We start from the raw sequence: 19,132 nt of genomic DNA, 5'->3' as shown, positions 1-19,132 counted from the left end.
TTCAGCGAGCCGCAAGGGAGAGCGCTCGAAACCGTCCGTGAAAAAACCATCCAGCTTTTACATGAAGCAGATGCGCGCGGGCTTGAGTGCCGCCGGGTATGTGAAACACGAAACTTGGGTGCTTCCCGAAAACCGGAGCCTGCTCAAGCAGATGGAGAAACAGCTACGCCAACCGATTCTGGCTGGCTCATTCATGTCGGAGAATTACATGAGCGCAGGTAACAACTGGAACATTGATCGCCTCTTCAGTGCCCTTCAGGCCCTCGACGAAGTGGTGGCGAACGACATCACGCTTTCCCTTGTTCAAGGCTCCGAGTCCAGCATCAAGCTGGAAATGAACGACTTTGGCGGCTTGCCGATTTACATCGCAGTGGTGGGTGATCAGATCATCGTCGACACCGTTCTGGTGGATGTCGAATCGATCAACGATGTCGCGGCCTTCAATGATGCCGTGCTGCGCAGCCGGGAAATGTTCCCGCTGTCCTCGATCGGTATCGAGTCCATGCCCAACGGGCAGATTGTCTACAACATGTTTGGCGCACTGAGTTCCGACTCCAGCCTGACCAACGTCGTGACCGAGGTCAAAACCCTCGTCGACAACGTCCAGCGCGCCAGCGAAGCCTTCGAACGTTTCTTCATCTAATTTTTCGGGAACAGGAAATATCCAATGACTCAGTCCATCTGGAGCAAATTGTTCACCGCGCTGCGTGGTGGTGCCAACGAAGTCGGCGAGTCGATCGTCGATCAACAGGCCCTGCGCATCCTCGACCAGGAAATTCGCGATGCCGACAGCGCGCTGGCCAACGCCAAGCGTGAGCTGGTCACCATCATGGCCAAACACAAACTGTCGACTGACCGCGTCAGCGAGTACAACGCCAAGATCCAGGACCTGGAGTCCAAGGCGCTGGCGGCCATCCAGGCCAACCGTGAAGACCTGGCACTGGAAGTGGCCGAAGCCATTTCGACCCTGACCTCTGAGTTGGACGCCGAGCAAAAGCACGCGACCGAGTTCGGTGGTTACGCTGAAAACATGCGCAAGGACATCGTCAAGGCCGAGAACCGCATCAAAAGTCTGCGTCAGCAAGTGGACATGGCCAAGGCCCGTGAGAGCGTGCAGAAAGCCCAGGTCAGTGCTTCGATTGCCAGCGGCGGCGCCAATGGCAAGCTGGAAACCGCCGTCGGTACGCTCAACCGCCTGCAGGCCAAGCAACAGCAACGTGCCGCTGAACTGCAAGCCCAGGACGAACTGGCCGAGGCTTCGACCGGCAACGACCTGGAGCGCAAACTGCGTGATGCCGGCATCACGCCGAACGAAGGCAGCGCCAATGCGATTCTGGAGCGCCTGAAGAAAAAATCGGCGGAGTAATCGGCTGGGCTTTGCCTTGGTGGGGACAGGCCAAGGCAGCCAGGCACAGACCTTGTGGCGAGGGGATTTATCCCCGTTGGGCTGCGAAGCAGCCCTGAAACCTGACACCCTCGGTGTGTCAGCTGGGTCGAGTTCGCTGTTATTGGGGCTGCTCCGCAGCCCAGCGGGGATAAATCCCCTCGCCACAGGGTTTTGTGTTCAGCTTCAGGTTTTGTGTCTTAGTCCTGTTTTCCTGAAAATTCCCGGATTTATTGTCACCAAAGCTCTTCTATCCAATCCCCGCAGCAGGTTTAATGCTGCCCCGTGACCGCACTTGAGCACTCCGCTGCCCGTGCGATGACGTCGCCAGGAATGAACCCACGGAGTCAGGGACGAAATGTCGATTTTCCTTTTGCTGCGAACCTACGCCTCGTCCTTCTTCCATCGGTTCGGCTGGGCGGGCCTGGCCATTGCGTTGGGCGTACACCTGTCCATCGCCTGGATCGGCCTGGTGCTTCTGGGCGAACAGCACCTCATCGCTGCCGCCACGTTTATCTACTTCTATCTCACCACCACGCTCACCGTCGGCTATGGCGATCTGTTGCCACAGACATCCGCCGGGCGAATTTTCGTGGCTACCTGGATCATGCTCGGCGGCATCGCCCTGTTGACGACGGTCATCGGCAAAACCACCAGCAGCGTCATTGATGTATGGAGAAAAGGCATGAAGGGCAAAGGCGATTTCACCGGCAAGACCGGCCACACCGTTCTCATCGGCTGGGAGGGCGCCTCCAGCGAACGGGTCATCGAGTTGCTCCTGCAGGACGAGACGTCCAATGACAACCTGATTGTCATCTGCGATTGCGTGCTTGAAGAAAACCCCATGCCCGGCAAGACGACTTTTATCAAAGGTGAAAGCCTGTCCTCTGTCGCACTTTTGCAGCGTGCCGGTGTGCCGGGTGCCGAACGCGTCCTGGTGCGCACCCACTCAGACGATCTGACCCTGTCCACCGTGCTGGCGGTCAATCAACTGAACCCGGTCGGGCATGTGGTCGCCCATTTCAATGACAGTGAAGTGGCCGCCCTCGCCAGCGCCTACGCGCCCAGCCTAGAGTGCACCTCCAGCATGGCCATCGAGATGTTGGTGCGTGCTTCACAGGATCCGGGTTCGTCAGTGGTCATCAATGAATTGCTTTGCGTGGGCGAGGGCGCCACTCAGTACCTGATGAAACTGCCCGAAGCGTTTGATGCCGCGTTCGGCGATCTGTATGTGCAGATGAAAGAACACCACAACGCCATTCTCATCGGCTACCGCGCCAAAGGCGCCCGGCACCCGTCGATCAACCCGCCCTGCGACACGCGCGTCGGGGGCGGCGGCGACCTCTTCTATATCGCCTCCGCGCGTCTCAAGGAAATCTCCAATGGGCTGGTTTAAACGGTTGATGGGCATGGAGGCGCCGAACTCGGGCAAGGACTCCAAATGGGTCGCCAACCCAATCCCGGCCTCCGTCGGGCCGCTGGGCCTGGCATCTGGCAAAGAACTCAGGTTCGATAGCACGTTGAAGTTGTTGCTCGACGGCAACACCGGCGTGGTCATCCCGGATGCCCAGCAGATCTGGAGCACCGGCATCGTCGACCTCGGGCAATCGAACTGGCTGACGCGCTGTTACATGAACGACGAGGACTACTGGCTGCAAGTGCACACCAGCGGCGATGTCGCCGGGCAGGTCGAGTCGGTGATCCTGTTCAATTACCTCAGTTACGTCACCCTCAACAGCGAAGCGGAGTTGCGACGGCTGGCCGGACCCGAAAGCCTGATCGGCCTGCCGACCTACAACCAAGACGGTGTCGAGTACAGCCGCGAATGGGGCACCGAGGAAGGTCAGACAGAACTGGTGGCGTTGAGCGAGCGCGTGAGCAATCCGGATGAGTCCTACAGCGTCGAGCACCGCTCAATGCTGTATGCCCGCGAAACCGGCCTGACCGATCGCCGGGAGTTCCTGCTGTTTTCCGTCGAAGAAGATGCCGAAGGCACCATCAGCTTGAGCACGTCGCTGGGCATTTCGCTGTACACCACTGACCTGAACACTTTTTAAAAAAGGAAGAAGTCCATGCTTGAAGCGCTCTCGATTTCCCTGAACAAAGCCGCCGTGCTCGGGTTTGTGTTGTACATCCTCGGTGCGGCCGTGCTGTTCGCTCTGTACCAGTTCATCTACACCCGGATCACGCCGCACAAGGAATTCGAACTGATCCGTTCGGGCAACGTGGCCGCCGCCATCGCGCTGGGCGGCGCCATCATCGGCTTCGCCATTCCGGCCAGCAATGTGATTGCCTATTCCGTCAGCATTCTGGACTTCGTCGTTTGGGCGGTGATCGCAGCGTTCGTGCAACTGCTGGCGTTCCTGGTGACCAGCCTGGTGCTCAAGGGCGCCTCTGAACGCATTAAAAAGGGTGAACTCGCCGCGGGTATTTATATCGCGGCAGTGGCCATCAGCGTCGGCATGTTGAACGCCGCGTGCATGACGCCTTCCCAGAACTGATTGCGCCACGGAGATCCCATGAAACGAAGCAAGTACGTTCAGCTTTCGCTGGCCGCGTCGGTCGCCATGGCGATATCAGGCTGCGGCCCGACGGAAAAAACCTACCCAGTACAGAAGAAATACAACTTCCAGTCCGTGCAGCAATGTGCCGATGAAAAACTCCCGGTAGACGTGTGCTCCGACGCCTACATGACCGCCATGGCCGAGCATCGCCGCATCGCACCGACGTACAGCAACCAGGCCGATTGCGATGCCGACTTTGTTGCCGATTGGTGCCAACAGGATTCCACCGGCCAGTTCATCCCCAGGCTGGGTGGTTTCGAACTGACCGCCGATGGCCAGGTTACCCAAGCCCAGGTGGATGCGGCCAAGGCACAACTGCCGGCCTCCGAAGCCAATGCGCAAGGCTCAGGGTTCTCCGGCACCAGCCTGCTGACCGGGTTGCTGATCGGCAACATGCTGAGCAGCAACCGCAACAGCTATTACTCCCAACCGGTCTACCGCTATCGCGATGATCGCGGCAACTACGCGTCCTCAACACTCGCCCAGCGGATTTCCAAAGGCTCGACCTTTACCAAGTCCAATCAGGCGAGGTATGGCAACTACACCGACACGGTCCGCTCCGCCAGCAAGCCGATCTCTGTTGCTTCCTCCACCTCCCGTGGCGGTTTCGGCAGCAAAGCCAGCGCCCGCAGCGGTTGGGGCGGCTCGAGCAGCTCCGGGCGATCGAGCAGTTAAGGAACGCGCGTCATGAAGAAAGTCCATTGCGCCGAACGTCATGACTGGAAACAGACCGCCGAGAGTCTCGGCTTTCTGTTCCACACCATCGACGACGAACCCTATTGGGACGAGAGCGCGTACTACCAGTTCACGCTCAAGCAGATCGAAGACGATCTGGAAGACCCGACCACCGAGATCCATGAGATGTGCATGGACCTGGTGGCCCGGGTGGTTCAGAGCGAGGAGCTGCTGGAGCGCCTGAGCATTCCCGCGCCGTTCTTCGACATGGTTCGCACCTCATGGCTCGAAGGGCATCCGCACCTGTATGGGCGCATGGACTTCTCCTACAACGGCAGCGGCCCCGCCAAGCTGCTGGAACTGAACTACGACACGCCGACCAGCCTGTACGAGGCGTCGGCGTTTCAGTGGGGCTGGTTGGAGCAATGCATCGAGCGCGGACTGTTGCCTGGGCATGCCGACCAGTTCAACAGCATCGACACCAAGCTGCATCAGGTCTTTGCCCAACTGCAACTCAAGCAGCCTTTTTACTTTGCGTCGATGAAAGACTCGATCGAAGACAAGGGCACCACCGACTACTTACGCCTGATCGCGGAAAAAGTCGGCATCGAATCGCGGCACATCGATATCGAGGACATCGGCCTTACAGGCGAAGGCCGTTTCGTCGATCTGGAAGATCGCTGGATCCCTCACCTGTTCAAGCTGCATGCCTGGGAGTTCATCTTCCACGAGCCTTTTGGTGCGGCGATTGCCCAGAGCGACACGCAGTTTTTCGAGCCGGCCTGGAAATCGATCATCTCCAACAAAGGCATCCTGCCGTTGCTGTGGGAATTCAACAAAGGTCACCCGAACCTGTTGGCAGCCCATCTCGACACTGACTCGAGCAAAGCCGTACCTAAGGGCTGGGTACGCAAACCGTTCTTTTCCCGGGAAGGCGCCAACATCGAGCTGCAAACCGCTGATGGCCTGGTCGTCAAAGAAGACGGCCCCTACACCGACGCCCCCTTCATCCTCCAGGAATTCGCCCCGCTGCCGAAGTTTGGCGACAGCTACACATTGATCGGCTCCTGGGTTATTGGCGACCAGGCCGCCGGCATCGGCGTGCGGGAAGACAACAGCCTGATCACCAAGGATTCGAGCCGGTTCCTGCCGCATTTGATTCTCGACTGATTGCCGATCGTCCATCGAGGATCAAGGGACGAGAATCCCATGTGGGAGCGAGCCTGCTCGCGATGGCGGTGGATCAGCCAACATCAATGTCGACTGACTTTCCGCTATCGCGAGCAGGCTCGCTCCCACAGGTCAGGTGTTCACCAAAGATTCTTCAGGTCCACCAGTACCGCACCAGATGAAAGAAGATCGGTGCGGCGAAGCACACCGAATCCAGCCGATCCAGCATGCCGCCGTGGCCTTCGATCATGTGCCCCCAATCCTTGACGCCACGGTCGCGCTTGATGGCCGACATGACAATCCCACCGGCAAACCCCAGCAAGTTGATCAGCAAGGCGATGAGGAACGACTGCCACGGATTGAACGGCGTGATCCACCACAACGCGCCACCGATCAGCGAAGCCAGCAGAATGCCGCCGACAAAACCCTCGACGGTTTTCGACGGTGACAGGTTCGGGGCGATCTTGTGTTTGCCGAACAACTTGCCGCACACGTACTGCAGCACATCCGACAGCTGCACCACGATCACCAGGTAAGCGATCAGCAACAGGTTGCGCCCTTCGAAACCGGCGATGTCCAATGTCAGCAGCGCCGGCACAAACGAGATGCAGAACACCGCGATCATCAGCCCCCACTGGACCTTGGAAGCGCGCTCCAGAAAGTGCGTGCTGTCGCCGCCCAGGGACGCCAGGATCGGCAGCAGCAGGAACACGTACACCGGGATAAAGATCGAAAACAGCCCGTACCAATCAAAATAAATCAGCAGGTATTGCAGCGGCAGCGCCAGGTAAAACGCCGCCACCAAGGCCGGGTAGTCGCTGCGCCGGGTCGGTGTCAGGGTCAGGAATTCCCGCAGGGCGTAAAACGACACGGCGTAGAACAGCAGGATGACCGCGGCGTTGCCCAGCCAGAACGCGGTGCCGATCACCAGCACCATCACCCACCAGGCGTTGATCCGTGCGTTGAGGTTATCGATGACCGAATTCGGCGCGCCTTTTGTCCGCAGTTTGAGAATGAAACCAATCACAGAGGCCAGCAGCAGAATCGCGCCGATCCCGCTAAACAGCATCAGGGTATGTCTATCCATGTCAGACGTGCTCCGGGGCCAGTGCCAGCAGCGCGGCCCGGCTGCGTTCAAGAAATTGCTCTTTGCTTTCATCTTCTTCGATGCACAGCGGCGCGCCGAAACTGGTGGTGCACAACAGCGGCAACGGCAGTACCCGACCCTTGGGCATGACGCGGTTGAGGTTGGCGATCCACACTGGAATCACCTCGACTTCAGGGTGGCTTTTCATCAAGTGATAGATCCCGCTCTTGAACGGCAGCAGGCCGTCCTCCGGGTTGCGCGTGCCCTCGGGGAAGATGATCAGCGAGTCGCCGTTTTCCAAGGCATCGAGCATCGGCTGCAAAGGGTTGTACGAAGGGTCCTTGCGCTCGCGGTCCACCAGCACGCCGTTGAACACCCGGTTGATGATGTAGCGCCGCAGCGGGCTGGTCTGCCAATAATCGGCGCCCGCCACCGGCCGGGTAAGCTTGCGCAGCGCCGGCGGCAACGAGGCCCACAGCAGCACGAAGTCGCCGTGGCTGCTGTGATTGGCGAAGTAGATCCGCTGCACCGGTTGCGGCGCGCAACCGAGCCACAGGCTGCGAGCGCCCGTGACCATGCGGGCGGCGGAGGTGATGAGGCTGGCGACCACGGGTTCGAACATGAGGATTCCTTGTCCTGAGAAACATAAGCGTAACTGTGGCGAGGGAGCTTGCTCCCGCTGGGCTGCGCAGCAGCCCCCAAGAGGCTGAACACAATCAATCTGATACACCACAGTGCTTGGTTTTGGGGCTGCTTCGCAGCCCAGCGGGAGCAAGCTCCCTCGCCACAAAAGCTATCTAGATACCTGAAGTTAGCCAGGGACTTGCGAGGATCACGCCCAGCGTCAAGACAACTTGCGTGGCCAGCAACAACGACTGGCGGCGCAGCAGTAACAACGCGCCATGCCGGCGCTCGGTCCAGAGGCGACCGCTGCGTTCGACCGGTTGCAGGCCCAGCGCGGTGAGGGCTTGATCCAATGTATAGGTTCGTTCGGCCAGCGATTGGGTGCTGTCCGCCATGCGCTGGAACAGGTCGGCATCAAACGCCACGCGCTGCGCCCAGTACTTTTGCAGCACGCCAAGCATGAATATCACGACGCTAAAGCACAGCAGCCACGGATTGACGCTACCGACCAAAAGTTGAGCCAGCCCCAGCAGCGCCGCCAACAGGGTCAGCCCCGTGGAAAGCTGATCCAGCGAGTGACCTCGGCGCAACAGGCTCGCCACCATGTGGAGTTCCATATCACTGATCATGGTCATTCCTCGTGCTTGTGGATAACCGTTCCAACGCCCGCCGGTGCGCCGGATGCAAAACAACCTGCGGGCGGACCCGCTGGATTTGGACGATGGCCGCATCGACGCTGGCGGCCCGGCCAGTGTGCAACAACCACGCTGCCACAGCGCTGGCGCTGCGTGAATAACCCAGGGCACAGCAGACCAGCAGCGGCCCATGCTGACGCAGGTTCTCGATCATCCGTGCAGCTTCCAGGCACTGCTCGGCACTGGGCGCGGTCAGGTCAAGCACCGGCAATGCGCGATAGGCGATGCCGGTGCTGTCCATGGACATTTCGGCGCAAAGGTCGAGCACGCCGGTAAACGCACTGTCCTTCAATTCCATCGGCGTGGGAATGCGCCCCAGCCAGACGTTATCGGCCACCTGATCGGCCTGCGGATGCTTGCGCGTCCACCATCGGGAATTGATCCACGCCGCCGCCAGGTAAGGCGCCAACAGCCAGCGCACCGCCGGGCTCAATCGGCCATCCGCGCGCTTCTGAAAGCCATCGGCACCGAACACCAGGTAATTCAGCGTCACCCCCAGCACCGCCACTGCCGGCCAGATCAACCAGAGCCACGCGCCACCCAAGGCAAACGCCGGAACAAAAAACGCCGCAGCCCCTAAACCATAGCGCAAAGCCAATCGCAGACGAGCCGGGTCCGCGGTCACACGTGCATTTTTCAGCGGGCTGGGCCGATCCAGCGGCCACAACCAGACACACAACCACCCGGCCAACGCACCTGTGGGCAGGTCAATAAAGTGATGTTGATACGTGGTCAGCACCGACACGCCAATCAGCGCGAACCAACCGTGCATCAGCCAACGCCAGAGCCCTTGCAGGTGCCGCTGATAACACACCCACAGCACCACCAACAACGCGATGTGCAGCGACGGTGCCTGATTGAACGGCTTGTCGAACCCGGCCAGCACGTCGAACAGCCAACCAAACACCCCATCCATTTCCGGCCGGGCGAAGGTGAAGCGCAACGGCCAGATCAGAAAACAACTGACCGCAATCGCCTGGGCCGTGAGCAGACGCAAGGCGTGGCGTTTGAGTTCTTCGCGGCTGTTGGGCAACAGCAGGGACAGGCCGTACAGCAGATCAATCGACCAATAGGGCACGATGGTCCAGGCCATGAACGGCATGTAGCTTTCCCAACCAAACACCAAACTGCCCACGTCGTCCCGCTGGGACGTCACCCAAGTGGCGAAGCCATAGGTGCTGAAAAACAACGGCGCCAACAGCAGCAACCACAGCACCGCCGGTTTCAGCAGGCCGGGCTCGCGGGCCGGGGCGATGACGGCGCTCATCACTGCACTCGCTGAGCCAGCGAAACGCTGAAGATGCCCCACTCATCGACCCGCAAAGTGATCTTGCGGAAACCCGCCGCCTCCACCAGTTGATCCATCTCCGCCTGCGTGCGCCGGCGCATCACCCAGGCCTGCCCGGCGCGATGGCTGGTGAGGGCGCGGGCGATCAGTTCCAGTTGCGGGTGCCACGGCTGGCCGGTGTAGACCAGGAACCCGCCAGGCTCCACCGCTTCGGCCAGGCCGGCGAGGGAGTCGCCGACCATCTGATTATCGGCAAACAACTCATACAAACCGGACACCACCGCGAGCGTCGGTTTGGGCTCCAGCGCCGCCAGATCCGAGCGATCAAAGGCATCACCTTTGACGAACCGAGCGATATCGCCCAAGCCCTTCTCAAGAATCAGCGCACTGCCGTCCCGCACGTTGATGTCGCTGTAGTCGCGCAGCAGGATCGACTCCGGCAACGGACTGACGCCTTGCAGCGCTTCGAGAATGTAACGGCCATGACCCGCGGCGATGTCGACAATGCGCACTTCGCGGTCCTGCTCGCGCAACTTGCCCATGGCCAAGCGCAGCAGTTCCTCGACGTGTAACTTGCGCTGACGAATCCCGCGCCAGCCGATGGAGTTCAGGTAATTCTGGTCAATCATCCGTCCCACGGCCGAGGTGCCGGTGGGGCGATTGCGGTAGACGTAATCCAGCGTGCTGCCGGAATCGAAGCCGGTGTCGAAACCCAACTTCACCCCAGCCGACAACTTGCTGCCAAAGCGCATGCTGGCGCGGGTCATGCGCCAGTACAGGTCGCGCAACGAATTGTGCGGCAGCGGCGTCGCCAAGGCTTCGGACTCGGCGCAGGTCGCGCCCAGGCGATCAGCGTCCAGCAGGGAAGGGTGGTCCAGCGGGCGGGCAAAGTTTTGCAGAATGAACCGACGGGCACTGGCGATGGCCGGTGCACGGTTCTTCTCGCCGAGGGTGTCGTGGAAGAACCCCGGCAGAATGTGTTTCTCCTTGTGCACACTGCCCAGCCGCTCGAAGAACTGCTCCTGGGGTTTGCGCTGCACCACAAAGTCGGAACCTGAGATCAATAACTGCGTCGGCACCTGAATCGCCTGGGCATCGGCCACCACGCGGTCGGCGGCTTCGTAGAGACCCAGCAGCACGTTCACCGAAATCGCCTTGGTGATCAGCGGATCGCTGTCGTAGGACGCCACCCGCTCCGGGTCATGGCTGAGGAATTTCGCCTTGACGTAACTGTTGACGAAAAAGTTGCCGCGAAACCGACGCATCAGCGCCAGGCCCGGACGAGCGAAAGGCACGTAAAGCTTGACCTTGAACGCCGGCGACGCCAGCACCAGCGAGCGAATTCGCGGCGCGTAATCGTGAACCCAGGTCGACGCAATCACCGCCCCGACACTCTGCGCCACCACGGCGATGTTCTGCTCGTCGATCTGATGCGTTGCGCCGATGTGATCGCAAAACGTCTGCACATCCCGCGCACTGGTGGCAAAACTCGGACTGTCGCCGCGTGCGCCCGGCGACTGGCCATGGCCGCGTGCATCCCAGGCAAAGAAGTCGAACCCGGGCAAATCCAGCTCATCCACCAGATGCGCAATGCGCCCGGAGTGTTCATGACCCCGATGAAACAACAACACCGCCTGACGAGGCTCACCCTGCGGCGCATCGACGGCCGGCCAATGCCGGTAAAACAAATCCACGCCGTCAAAGGTGGTAAACGTCAGTTCCTGGGCTTCGCGCATTGCAACTTCCTTATGCTGAGGGAGCGTTTTCCGTCACTTGATTCAGGCCATGACGCACCCGATTGACCAAGGTATAAACCAGCAGGGCGGCTACCACCGCCATCACACCATCAACCCACCCGGCCCCGAGCCAGCCCAGGGCAATCCCGGTCGCCAACACGCCCAACACAAAGGCGCGATCACTCTTGCCCATCGGCCCGTCATAGCGCCGCGAAGCCCCGACCATCGCCCCCAGCACACCGGCGTATTCGCTGAACAACGCCAACAGCGTGACCAACAACACCAGCAACAGACTGGCGTCGGCAAACAAGGCAAAAGGCAGGATCAAGGCAGCGTCGGCGATGATATCGCATAGCTCATTGAGGTAGGCGCCCAGATGCGATTGCTGCCCGAACTCCCGCGCCAACATGCCATCCACCGCGTTCAACGCCATGCGCAGAAGCATCCAGATCGGCACCAGGATAAACACCCCCGGATGATTGGCGAACCACGCCACCACGGCCCCCACCAGCACAGAGACAACGCCGGCGAGCAGGGTGACCTGATTGGCGGTGATGCCCTTGTCGTAAAGACGCTGAACCATGGGGCGCAGCAGGTTCTGGAAGGCGGGTTTGAGCTGGTAGATGGAGGGCATGGGAATGAAATCTCGGCCGGTTGCAGGGCTGGGCTTGTTCAGCTGCGAGATTACGATAGTTGGGGTTTGGCTGGAGGGGTAATTCTCCAGAATGCGCGCGGGTAGGCATCTGGCAACGAATTCTCCGGTGAATAAAGAACCCCTGTAGGAGCGGGCTTGCCACAAGCCTCTGTGGGAGCATAGCTTGCTCGCGATAGCGGTTCATCAGCCAAACAGGTCAACACCCTGTTGTCCCAAACATAAGGAGCGCTCCAAATGCCGCAAATGGATTGGCTCGAAAACCACATGGACAAATGCGACCAGATGGCCGAGTGGCTTCACCAGGAATTCAGCTATGAATTCGCCCAGCAATCCCTCGCCAGTTGGCAGCAAGAGTTCGCTGCGGGCCAACGTTATGGACACTGGAAATGCCTGATCGCCACGGAGCAAGACCAGTTGCTAGGCGGCGTCTCACTGGCCAGCGACGACCTGCCCGACCGACCAGAACTCGGCCCATGGCTGGCATGCGTCTTCATCACCCCAACCGCCCGCCGCAGAGGCCTTGCCGCGCAACTGATCGAAGGCATCTGCAACCATGCCAGAGAAGCGGGATTCACCACCTTGTACTTGCACACCCACAACCAGCGCGACTACTACACCGGGCTTGGCTGGGAAGTGCTGGAGCGCTTTGAGGCATGGGGGAAAGAGCAATGGCTGATGTCGCGGCAGCTGTAACCACCGCCGGGACCGCACACCGGCGAGTCGATTGTTCCTACGCGGATCCTGGGCATCGGCAACCCCCCGACACAACCCCAACACCCATCAAGCATCTGACCCACCGCCATAGCAGTCCTTTCGCCCACCCCCTGTGGGAGCGAGCCTGCTCGCGATAGCGATACACCAGTCAACCTCAGCGCCACTGATTCGCCACCTCGCGAGCAGAACACGGCAATCCGCTCCCTCTATGCACTGCCTCCCATTGCGCAGTTACGCGCGCCTTCCACCAATCAGCGATTCAAAGCACCGAGCGTGCAGGCAACGTCGCCGATCTCCCTTGGAACTAACTTCTGCAAACGTTCATGGCTGAAACGTATCAGCTCGAACAAAAAACCAAAATATGCACAAATGCATTTTTTCGCTTGACCCACATGGGTGAGCCTCTATAAGGTGGTTTAACTGTATGCACATACAGTATTTCTAAAGCGTTATTTATTTGAATCCATTCATGGACGAGGCACTACCTTATGAAAACCAACCCCGAAAAATTCGGTGTAACACCCCATCAACCCAGCCTTTGGACCCGCGCTGATGCGTTGAAAGTCCGGGCGGACGATCCCACCACCACTCAGCCACTGGTCAGCGCGGATTTCCCGGTCCTGAACAACGACGTGTTTATCTGGGACACCATGCCCCTGCGCGACTTGGACGGTAACGTGACGTCCGTCGATGGCTGGTCGGTGATATTCACCCTGACGGCCGATCGTCATCCAAACGACCCGCAGTACCTCGACGAGGACGGTAACTACGACATCCTCCGCGATTGGAACGATCGTCACGGTCGGGCAAAGATGTATTACTGGTTTTCGCGTACCGGCAAGAACTGGGAATTCGGTGGCCGTGTGATGGCCGAAGGCGTTTCGCCGACCGCTCGCGAATGGGCCGGTACGCCGATCCTGTTGAACGACCGAGGTGAAGTGGACCTGTATTACACCGCCGTCACCCCGGGCGCGACCATCGTCAAGGTGCGCGGTCGGGTGGTGACCACAGAACACGGTGTCAGCATGGTCGGCTTCGAGAAGGTCAAGCCGCTGTTCGAGGCCGACGGCAACATGTACCAGACCGAAGCACAAAACGCGTTCTGGGGTTTCCGCGACCCATGGCCTTTCCGCGACCCGAAAGACGGCAAGTTGTACATGCTGTTCGAGGGCAACGTGGCCGGTGAGCGCGGCTCGCACAAAGTGGGAGAGGCAGAAATCGGCGATGTGCCACCGGGTTATGAAGATGTCGGCAACTCGCGCTACCAGACCGCCTGTGTCGGCATCGCCGTGGCCCGCGACGCGGACGGTGACGACTGGGAAATGTTGCCGCCACTGCTGACCGCCGTGGGCGTAAACGACCAGACCGAACGCCCGCACTTCGTGTTCCAGGATGGCAAGTACTACCTGTTCACGATCAGCCATACCTTCACCTACGCCGACGGCGTGACCGGGCCGGACGGCGTGTACGGTTTCGTCGCGGACTCGCTGTTCGGCCCTTACGTGCCGCTGAACGGATCCGGCCTGGTGCTGGGCAACCCGTCCTCCCAGCCGTTCCAGACCTACTCGCACTATGTAATGCCAAACGGCCTGGTGACCTCCTTCATCGACAGCGTACCGACCGACGAAACCGGCACGCAGATTCGGGTGGGTGGCACCGAGGCGCCAACGGTGGGCATGAAAATAAAAGGGCAGCAGACCTTCGTGGTGGCCGAGTACGACTACGGTTACATCCCGCCGATGCTCGACGTCACGCTCAAGTAATAGCGACGCAGGGGTTTCAGGCAGCGGGTTTGCGGTCGATGACAAAACCGTTGTGGATATGATCGAGATATCCCGCCTGATGCATTGCGACGTTGCTCGCAAGCCCCATTGAACAATGAGTCGTAACCCTCTTCGCGACTGGCTGCAAGGATGCAGCCGGTCGCGAATGCATTCTCCAGCGACGTATGTCCGCAAGCTCCTCTGTGGGAGCGAGCCTGCTCGCGATAGCGGTGCATCAGCAACATTCCGGCCCGCTGTTTATCGTGACTCCACGAGGCTAGCCACGACCGACATCGCCTTGCGCCATTGCCTACAACTACGCCAGAATCCGCCGGCTTGTGCGTCTTTGGTCGCGTCGGTAGCTTTGATCCTGTCACTGCCCATCAGTGATCGGGTTTAGCAGCCCGTCGAGTTGAGTCGCATCAAGCTTCATCAGTCAGGTATCCCCATCCCTGCACTTGATGGTGGCTGTGCGTGGGGCGCCCCCGGGCGCGCCGATTTCTTAACTCGTCGGTCTGCTAACCCGCGTACAGCTGCCACCCACTCGTTTAGCAGCGAGAGGGTCGTGGCCTCACCAAAGAGAGTTAAGGCTATGGTCAAAATTACACCGAACCCTCCGACCGCAGATGAGCATGTGTCTCGCGCTCAGTCTGCTCGTAATAATAAGCTTGATGATGCTGCGAACCGGGCTTTGGATTACTACCTGAAGCCTACGCCGAAGGACGAAACGTCTGACAAGTCCAACACCATCCTCCGTATCGCACCGGATGTTGATTCGGAATGTCTGCTTGCCAATCTCAGCGAAAACCTGGCTTCGGCCAATGCCATGATCAGTGATTTGGCGTTTGGTCTTGAGGGATCTCGACGGCATTTTGCGTTGGGGATTTTGCAGGTGATTGAGGTGAGTGAGCTTCTGGCGAATCGGGCTTTGGATATTGTTGAGGTGAGGTAGCAAGGGGCCGCGTTTACCCCAGGTATGAGAAAAGGTCTTGCTCGGCAAGACCTTTTTGTATTCGAGAGTCCTCGAAGCGATGAGCTCTAATTGTGCAAGAGGTACTTGCATAATTGCGGAACGTCATCGAGGCGATGAACGCTGAAATTGTCCAACAACCTGTTGGATAATTGTCCAAGTCACGCGTTACCCCTAACAGGTCGCCACCTCCGGCCTGAAACTACTGGAAGTCAGCCGCTTCAGCGCGATACCAAGCGCCTGATCATCGAACAGCTTGCTTTTACGAGCCGCAGCACCCGCTCCGCCATCCCAATGTTTCAACGCCTCGCGCACGGCAGGAACAGTCGGCGAAATCCCATCTTGGCTAAGCAACCAATCAACCGTAGCCAGCAATTCCATGCCGAAAGGCGACTCAAAACCATCGATCAACTCGGCGGTACGCTCCAAGGCCTGGGTGTACTCCTTGGCCTCTGTTTGAAGATAGGTCTGCAAGAATGCTTTGCGCCCTTCGTCAAACCAGATCACGTCGCTAATACCCGCATCACTGATGCGCTTGTCACAATGCAGATAGCTGCCATCCAGGTTATTAAGCAGATGCTCCAGCCGGTTGGCATACGGCCCGTACTTATGAGCAACGAACTGGAGATTCAGCGGGTTTTCGGTATTTGGCAGCTTTTCGATGGCGCGCTCAAGGAACCAAGCCAGCTTCTGAATCTCAAGCAGGCTGCATTCCATACCCAGAACCCAGTAGCGACGAACCAGTTCGGCAATCAGGGCACGAGCCGGCGTGAGCTTTTCCACACCGTTACGTTTGGCGACGTTCAGATACTGGTTAGAAGGCTCGAACACCAGCACGTCGACATCCAGATCGCTCAAGACTTCAACAATCTGCTCGCGAACCTCTGGCCACTTCAAACCACCGTTGCCAGCCCCTAGCGGTGGAACCGCCACGGACTTCACATCGTTTTCGATCAGAAAGCGACGTAGGTCGTGCAGACCTTCGGTTATCCACGCCATCTGCGAAGGTGAGCGCCAGTGACGTTTAGTCGGGAAGTTCACAATCCAGCGTGGCCCCTCCAGTTCGCTGACCGCCGTCACGTGAACCTTGCCTGTCTCCACTTCGCCAGCCTTGCAGGCAGCCAAGTACAGGCGGTAATTCTCCGTGAAGCGCTCTTTGAACATCAGCGCAATACCTTTACCCATCACGCCCACGGTATTCACCGTATTGACCAGGGCTTCGGTTTTGGCTTCCAGAAGGTTGCCTTGGGTAAAACGGATCATTGGAAATACCATCCCGGACGCGCATGGACAGGCAGCGCCAGGCCCCTGGCGGCCACGTCCTGCTCTATGCGTTCTTTCATTGCATCCGTGTAGCACATGATGCCAAGGAGTCCTGTAATGGGTAGATGATTGTGGATCAGCGCTTCGGCCTGATACCGCTCCATCTTCTGAGGGTCGTCAGGATCGCGCTTGAAGTCGCGTCGTTGAATGATAGACCAATCGATCTGGCCGAGATTCGCCAGGTCGCTGTAATAGTCTGTCCAATCGGGGTAGGCATGGGCGGTCGTGTAGACAAACGGAAGGCCCATCTGCTCGATGCGGTACAGGCTAGAGACCAGAATCACGATCTCGTCATTGCTGCGCTGCTGAACACTCCGCCCCGAGTGGATATTTTTCATCATCACAGAGAAGGGTGTGAAATAGAAGGGCACGTAGTCGGCCAATACCCCGCCCGGTGCTATGGGGACGTGCCGAGCTCGGCGTTTGTCGATCAAGTCAACGTTGCCGATGTTTACGTACTGCGGTGACTGAACGTTCGAATTTGCACAGTGCAGACCGTTATCCAGAATCCAAGGCAGGTTGTCCCGATGGACGATACGCCAAATCAGAGCTTTCTCTGGATTCAGTCTGTTGTAGATCATTTATAGGAACATTCCGGGGTTCACACTGATGGGAGTCGCTAGATTGGCTGGGCGCATTTTAGCCTCACAAAGCTGTTTGACCTCATCGTTTGGGACGTAAATCCTGGAAAAGTTTTCGGGTGAAACCACGTGTGGGGACAGGCATTCAGCCATACAAACGTTTTTGCACTCGTGGTTTTGATATTCGCGGGTATTCATGAGCTCCCAATTGATGGCCTGGAAACCAGCGCTGTAATCGAGGAGCTGAATTGCCTCATCCGCAAGTGGATGCTGCGGGATGATCTTCCAGCCCTTTTCCTTGGCAAATGTTCTGAAAACAGAGATCAGCACGAACTTTGATTTGGGACGATCAAGCTGCACGCGGCCATCAAACGGATTGCCGGCGAACCAATGAAAGGGAACATAGCGGTCAAGGTTAAGAGCTTTGCGTTTCTTGAGAATCTCGCTGTCTGCTACATCAGTGAAATTGGCGAGACTGGCCCGAGGCTTCAGGCCTGCTGCGAAGATCCCATCCAGGTTTTCAATAGAAGTCAGATGGTAGACGAAGTACTGGTCTTTGATGCTTCTGGCGTCTGACATTGCGGTCTCCTTGACCTACGCATATCTAAATGGGCGCTGTCCTAGCTGTTCCCCAGCCCTCAACCCGCGGGGTCTAGTAGGGCACACGACTTGATTCTAATATGCCACCATTCAAAGCCACAATAGTTATGCGGTTATGGTCACTTTGTCAGAAAAGCTGCAGCTCATTCCTCATCGAAATAATCGCGATCCAACGTTGGCAGCCGCAAGAGTCGTGATGTAACGCCCACCTCGTGATCCATCATCAGGTGCACCAGCCGCATGCCATCCACCAACACGATGCCTTCCACCGATTTAGCGAAGTCGATTGCATGAGCGGTGAAACCAGATGTTGTGATGAAAACGCCGCGTTTGGCTTTTTGCCCGGCGAGCGCACCGTAGAACGCCTGCAGCTCAGGGCGGCCCACTGTGTTTTGCCACCGCTTGGCTTGCACGTAAACTTTCTCGAGTCCCAACTTATCGAGCGAGATAATGCCGTCGATGCCGGCATCGCCAGAGCCCCCAACCCGCTGCAAGTCATTGCGGCTGGCGCCGTAACCCAGGCGATGAAGCACATCAAGTACGATGACTTCGAAGCGGTTGGGGCTCACCTGTAACAAATTATCCAACAAATCGGCAGCAGTTGCGTTGCGCAATTCCTGGAGGGCTTGCTCGAGCCGATCATCTGGACTCGCGGTGGCGGAGGTTATGGCAGGTTCAACAGCCGTTTCGTCATCAAGCGGGGCGGCGTCGGGGGCAACCTTCAGTTTCACATTCATATAGCCAATGGCTAAATGTTCCACTTCGTCGGACGGCAAAGGGGCTGAATGGTCTTTGGCGTAAGCAACGCCCGTATCAGTCAGTTTCCAGTATCCGCGTTTAGCGCTGCTGGAAAGGCCGGCACGCTTCAGCCGATCATGCGCCCAGCCCGCTCTGTTTTTATAGGTGGCTTGCCCACTGGCGATTATTTCTTCACGTTGTTCTACGGTCAGTTGCAGCATTTTGGCTGCCGCTTCATGGGCATCCCGAGCGAGGGCACCATCTGGTTTGGTTGCGAGAAAGCGCAGGATGGGTTCGATGAACTGATCGTAAGTTGGAACGGACATGGACGCTTCCCTGTGATGGCTACTTTGCGGTCGAGGAGGGAGTATAAGTTACGGCTTCTCAGGCAACCCATAGCGAGTGAGTCGTGGCGCTATCAAAGCGTAAGTCATTGTGTAGCCCCGGGGGATTGGTGCAGCAGAGCTTTCCTGCATGGTAAATCCCGCCGTTTGGCATACCCGAGCGTCGTTCACCGTTATATTCCATTATCTTTCAGTCCGGCTTCTGCTCTGAGGATTGCATC

At 58.5% G+C, this 19,132-nt stretch carries 20 protein-coding genes; 10 read left to right on the top strand and 10 right to left on the bottom strand.

Annotated features, from left to right (window positions below; translation table 11 throughout):
• Positions 1–61: 61 nt before the first annotated feature.
• The 7 genes from AC3I65_RS23180 to AC3I65_RS23150 all read left to right on the top strand — a co-directional run bounded on the left by AC3I65_RS23180 (position 62) and on the right by AC3I65_RS23150 (position 5,793).
• The gene (locus AC3I65_RS23180) at positions 62–643 is read left to right on the top strand and encodes a YjfI family protein (protein WP_092394936.1); all 582 of its coding nucleotides are present in this window, start codon (positions 62–64) and stop codon (positions 641–643) included.
• A 24-nt stretch (positions 644–667) separates the two neighbouring features.
• Positions 668–1,366 (top strand): PspA/IM30 family protein, encoded by a 699-nt coding sequence (locus AC3I65_RS23175; protein WP_047229446.1) that lies wholly within the window; start codon positions 668–670, stop codon positions 1,364–1,366.
• A 376-nt stretch (positions 1,367–1,742) separates the two neighbouring features.
• Complete coding sequence (locus AC3I65_RS23170; RefSeq protein ID WP_188251933.1) at positions 1,743–2,780, top strand: ion channel; 1,038 nt, start codon at positions 1,743–1,745, stop codon at positions 2,778–2,780.
• Positions 2,767–3,441, top strand: coding sequence for a DUF2491 family protein (locus AC3I65_RS23165; protein WP_454864327.1), 675 nt, complete (start codon positions 2,767–2,769; stop codon positions 3,439–3,441). The genes AC3I65_RS23170 and AC3I65_RS23165 overlap by 14 nt, the downstream gene beginning before the upstream one ends.
• A gap of 15 nt (positions 3,442–3,456) precedes the next feature.
• The gene (locus AC3I65_RS23160) at positions 3,457–3,885 is read left to right on the top strand and encodes a DUF350 domain-containing protein (RefSeq protein ID WP_047229449.1); all 429 of its coding nucleotides are present in this window, start codon (positions 3,457–3,459) and stop codon (positions 3,883–3,885) included.
• A gap of 18 nt (positions 3,886–3,903) precedes the next feature.
• Positions 3,904–4,623 carry a DUF1190 domain-containing protein gene (locus AC3I65_RS23155; protein WP_076383471.1) on the top strand — a complete coding sequence of 240 codons (720 nt, stop codon included), beginning with the start codon at positions 3,904–3,906 and terminating at the stop codon, positions 4,621–4,623.
• Between the two features lie 12 nt (positions 4,624–4,635).
• On the top strand, positions 4,636–5,793 hold the full coding sequence (locus tag AC3I65_RS23150; protein ID WP_160893651.1) for a glutathionylspermidine synthase family protein: 1,158 nt from the start codon (positions 4,636–4,638) through the stop codon (positions 5,791–5,793).
• A gap of 154 nt (positions 5,794–5,947) precedes the next feature.
• Here the strand turns inward: AC3I65_RS23150 and AC3I65_RS23145 are convergent, their stop codons facing one another.
• The 6 genes from AC3I65_RS23145 to AC3I65_RS23120 form a co-directional block, all read right to left on the bottom strand.
• Entirely contained in the window at positions 5,948–6,880 is a 933-nt protein-coding gene (locus tag AC3I65_RS23145; protein WP_047229452.1) for a phosphatidate cytidylyltransferase, read from the bottom strand.
• A gap of 1 nt (position 6,881) precedes the next feature.
• Complete coding sequence (locus tag AC3I65_RS23140; protein WP_076383473.1) at positions 6,882–7,502, bottom strand: lysophospholipid acyltransferase family protein; 621 nt, start codon at positions 7,500–7,502, stop codon at positions 6,882–6,884.
• A 175-nt stretch (positions 7,503–7,677) separates the two neighbouring features.
• Positions 7,678–8,133, bottom strand: coding sequence for a hypothetical protein (locus AC3I65_RS23135; protein ID WP_488524208.1), 456 nt, complete (start codon positions 8,131–8,133; stop codon positions 7,678–7,680).
• Positions 8,123–9,466, bottom strand: coding sequence for a phosphatase PAP2/dual specificity phosphatase family protein (locus AC3I65_RS23130; protein ID WP_076383475.1), 1,344 nt, complete (start codon positions 9,464–9,466; stop codon positions 8,123–8,125). The genes AC3I65_RS23135 and AC3I65_RS23130 overlap by 11 nt, the downstream gene beginning before the upstream one ends.
• Positions 9,466–11,223: a bifunctional alpha/beta hydrolase/class I SAM-dependent methyltransferase gene (locus AC3I65_RS23125; protein ID WP_488524207.1), complete on the bottom strand. Its 1,758-nt coding sequence runs from the start codon at positions 11,221–11,223 to the stop codon at positions 9,466–9,468. Before AC3I65_RS23125 ends, AC3I65_RS23130 begins: the two co-directional genes overlap by 1 nt.
• Before the next feature lie 10 nt (positions 11,224–11,233).
• Positions 11,234–11,857 carry a CDP-alcohol phosphatidyltransferase family protein gene (locus AC3I65_RS23120; protein ID WP_274090070.1) on the bottom strand — a complete coding sequence of 208 codons (624 nt, stop codon included), beginning with the start codon at positions 11,855–11,857 and terminating at the stop codon, positions 11,234–11,236.
• A 255-nt stretch (positions 11,858–12,112) separates the two neighbouring features.
• Here AC3I65_RS23120 and AC3I65_RS23115 point away from each other — a divergent pair, with 255 nt between their 5' ends.
• The 3 genes from AC3I65_RS23115 to AC3I65_RS23105 all read left to right on the top strand — a co-directional run bounded on the left by AC3I65_RS23115 (position 12,113) and on the right by AC3I65_RS23105 (position 15,307).
• A complete protein-coding gene (locus AC3I65_RS23115; RefSeq protein ID WP_281459800.1) occupies positions 12,113–12,571 on the top strand; it encodes a GNAT family N-acetyltransferase in 459 nt (152 codons plus the stop codon).
• Positions 12,572–13,080: 509 nt separating this feature from the next.
• A complete protein-coding gene (locus AC3I65_RS23110) occupies positions 13,081–14,355 on the top strand; it encodes a glycoside hydrolase family 68 protein (RefSeq protein WP_109756316.1) in 1,275 nt (424 codons plus the stop codon).
• Positions 14,356–14,947: 592 nt separating this feature from the next.
• The gene (locus AC3I65_RS23105) at positions 14,948–15,307 is read left to right on the top strand and encodes a DUF6124 family protein (RefSeq protein WP_488524206.1); all 360 of its coding nucleotides are present in this window, start codon (positions 14,948–14,950) and stop codon (positions 15,305–15,307) included.
• Between the two features lie 192 nt (positions 15,308–15,499).
• Here AC3I65_RS23105 and darG read toward each other — a convergent pair whose 3' ends face one another.
• From darG to AC3I65_RS23085, 4 genes are all read right to left on the bottom strand, one after another.
• Positions 15,500–16,588, bottom strand: a complete 1,089-nt coding sequence (gene darG / locus AC3I65_RS23100; protein WP_488524205.1) for a type II toxin-antitoxin system antitoxin DNA ADP-ribosyl glycohydrolase DarG — start codon at positions 16,586–16,588, stop codon at positions 15,500–15,502.
• Positions 16,585–17,229: a type II toxin-antitoxin system toxin DNA ADP-ribosyl transferase DarT gene (gene darT / locus AC3I65_RS23095; RefSeq protein WP_488524204.1), complete on the bottom strand. Its 645-nt coding sequence runs from the start codon at positions 17,227–17,229 to the stop codon at positions 16,585–16,587. The genes darG and darT overlap by 4 nt, the downstream gene beginning before the upstream one ends.
• A complete protein-coding gene (locus AC3I65_RS23090; RefSeq protein WP_488524203.1) occupies positions 17,230–17,808 on the bottom strand; it encodes a DarT ssDNA thymidine ADP-ribosyltransferase family protein in 579 nt (192 codons plus the stop codon).
• 164 nt (positions 17,809–17,972) lie between these two features.
• Positions 17,973–18,893, bottom strand: coding sequence for a restriction endonuclease (locus AC3I65_RS23085; protein ID WP_488524202.1), 921 nt, complete (start codon positions 18,891–18,893; stop codon positions 17,973–17,975).
• Positions 18,894–19,132 lie beyond the last annotated feature (239 nt).

It is taken from the genome of Pseudomonas sp. N-1-13 (genome assembly GCF_057787095.1).
The sequence above is the reverse complement of the archived record's forward strand: the minus strand, read 5'-3'. Positions and strand labels throughout refer to the sequence as shown.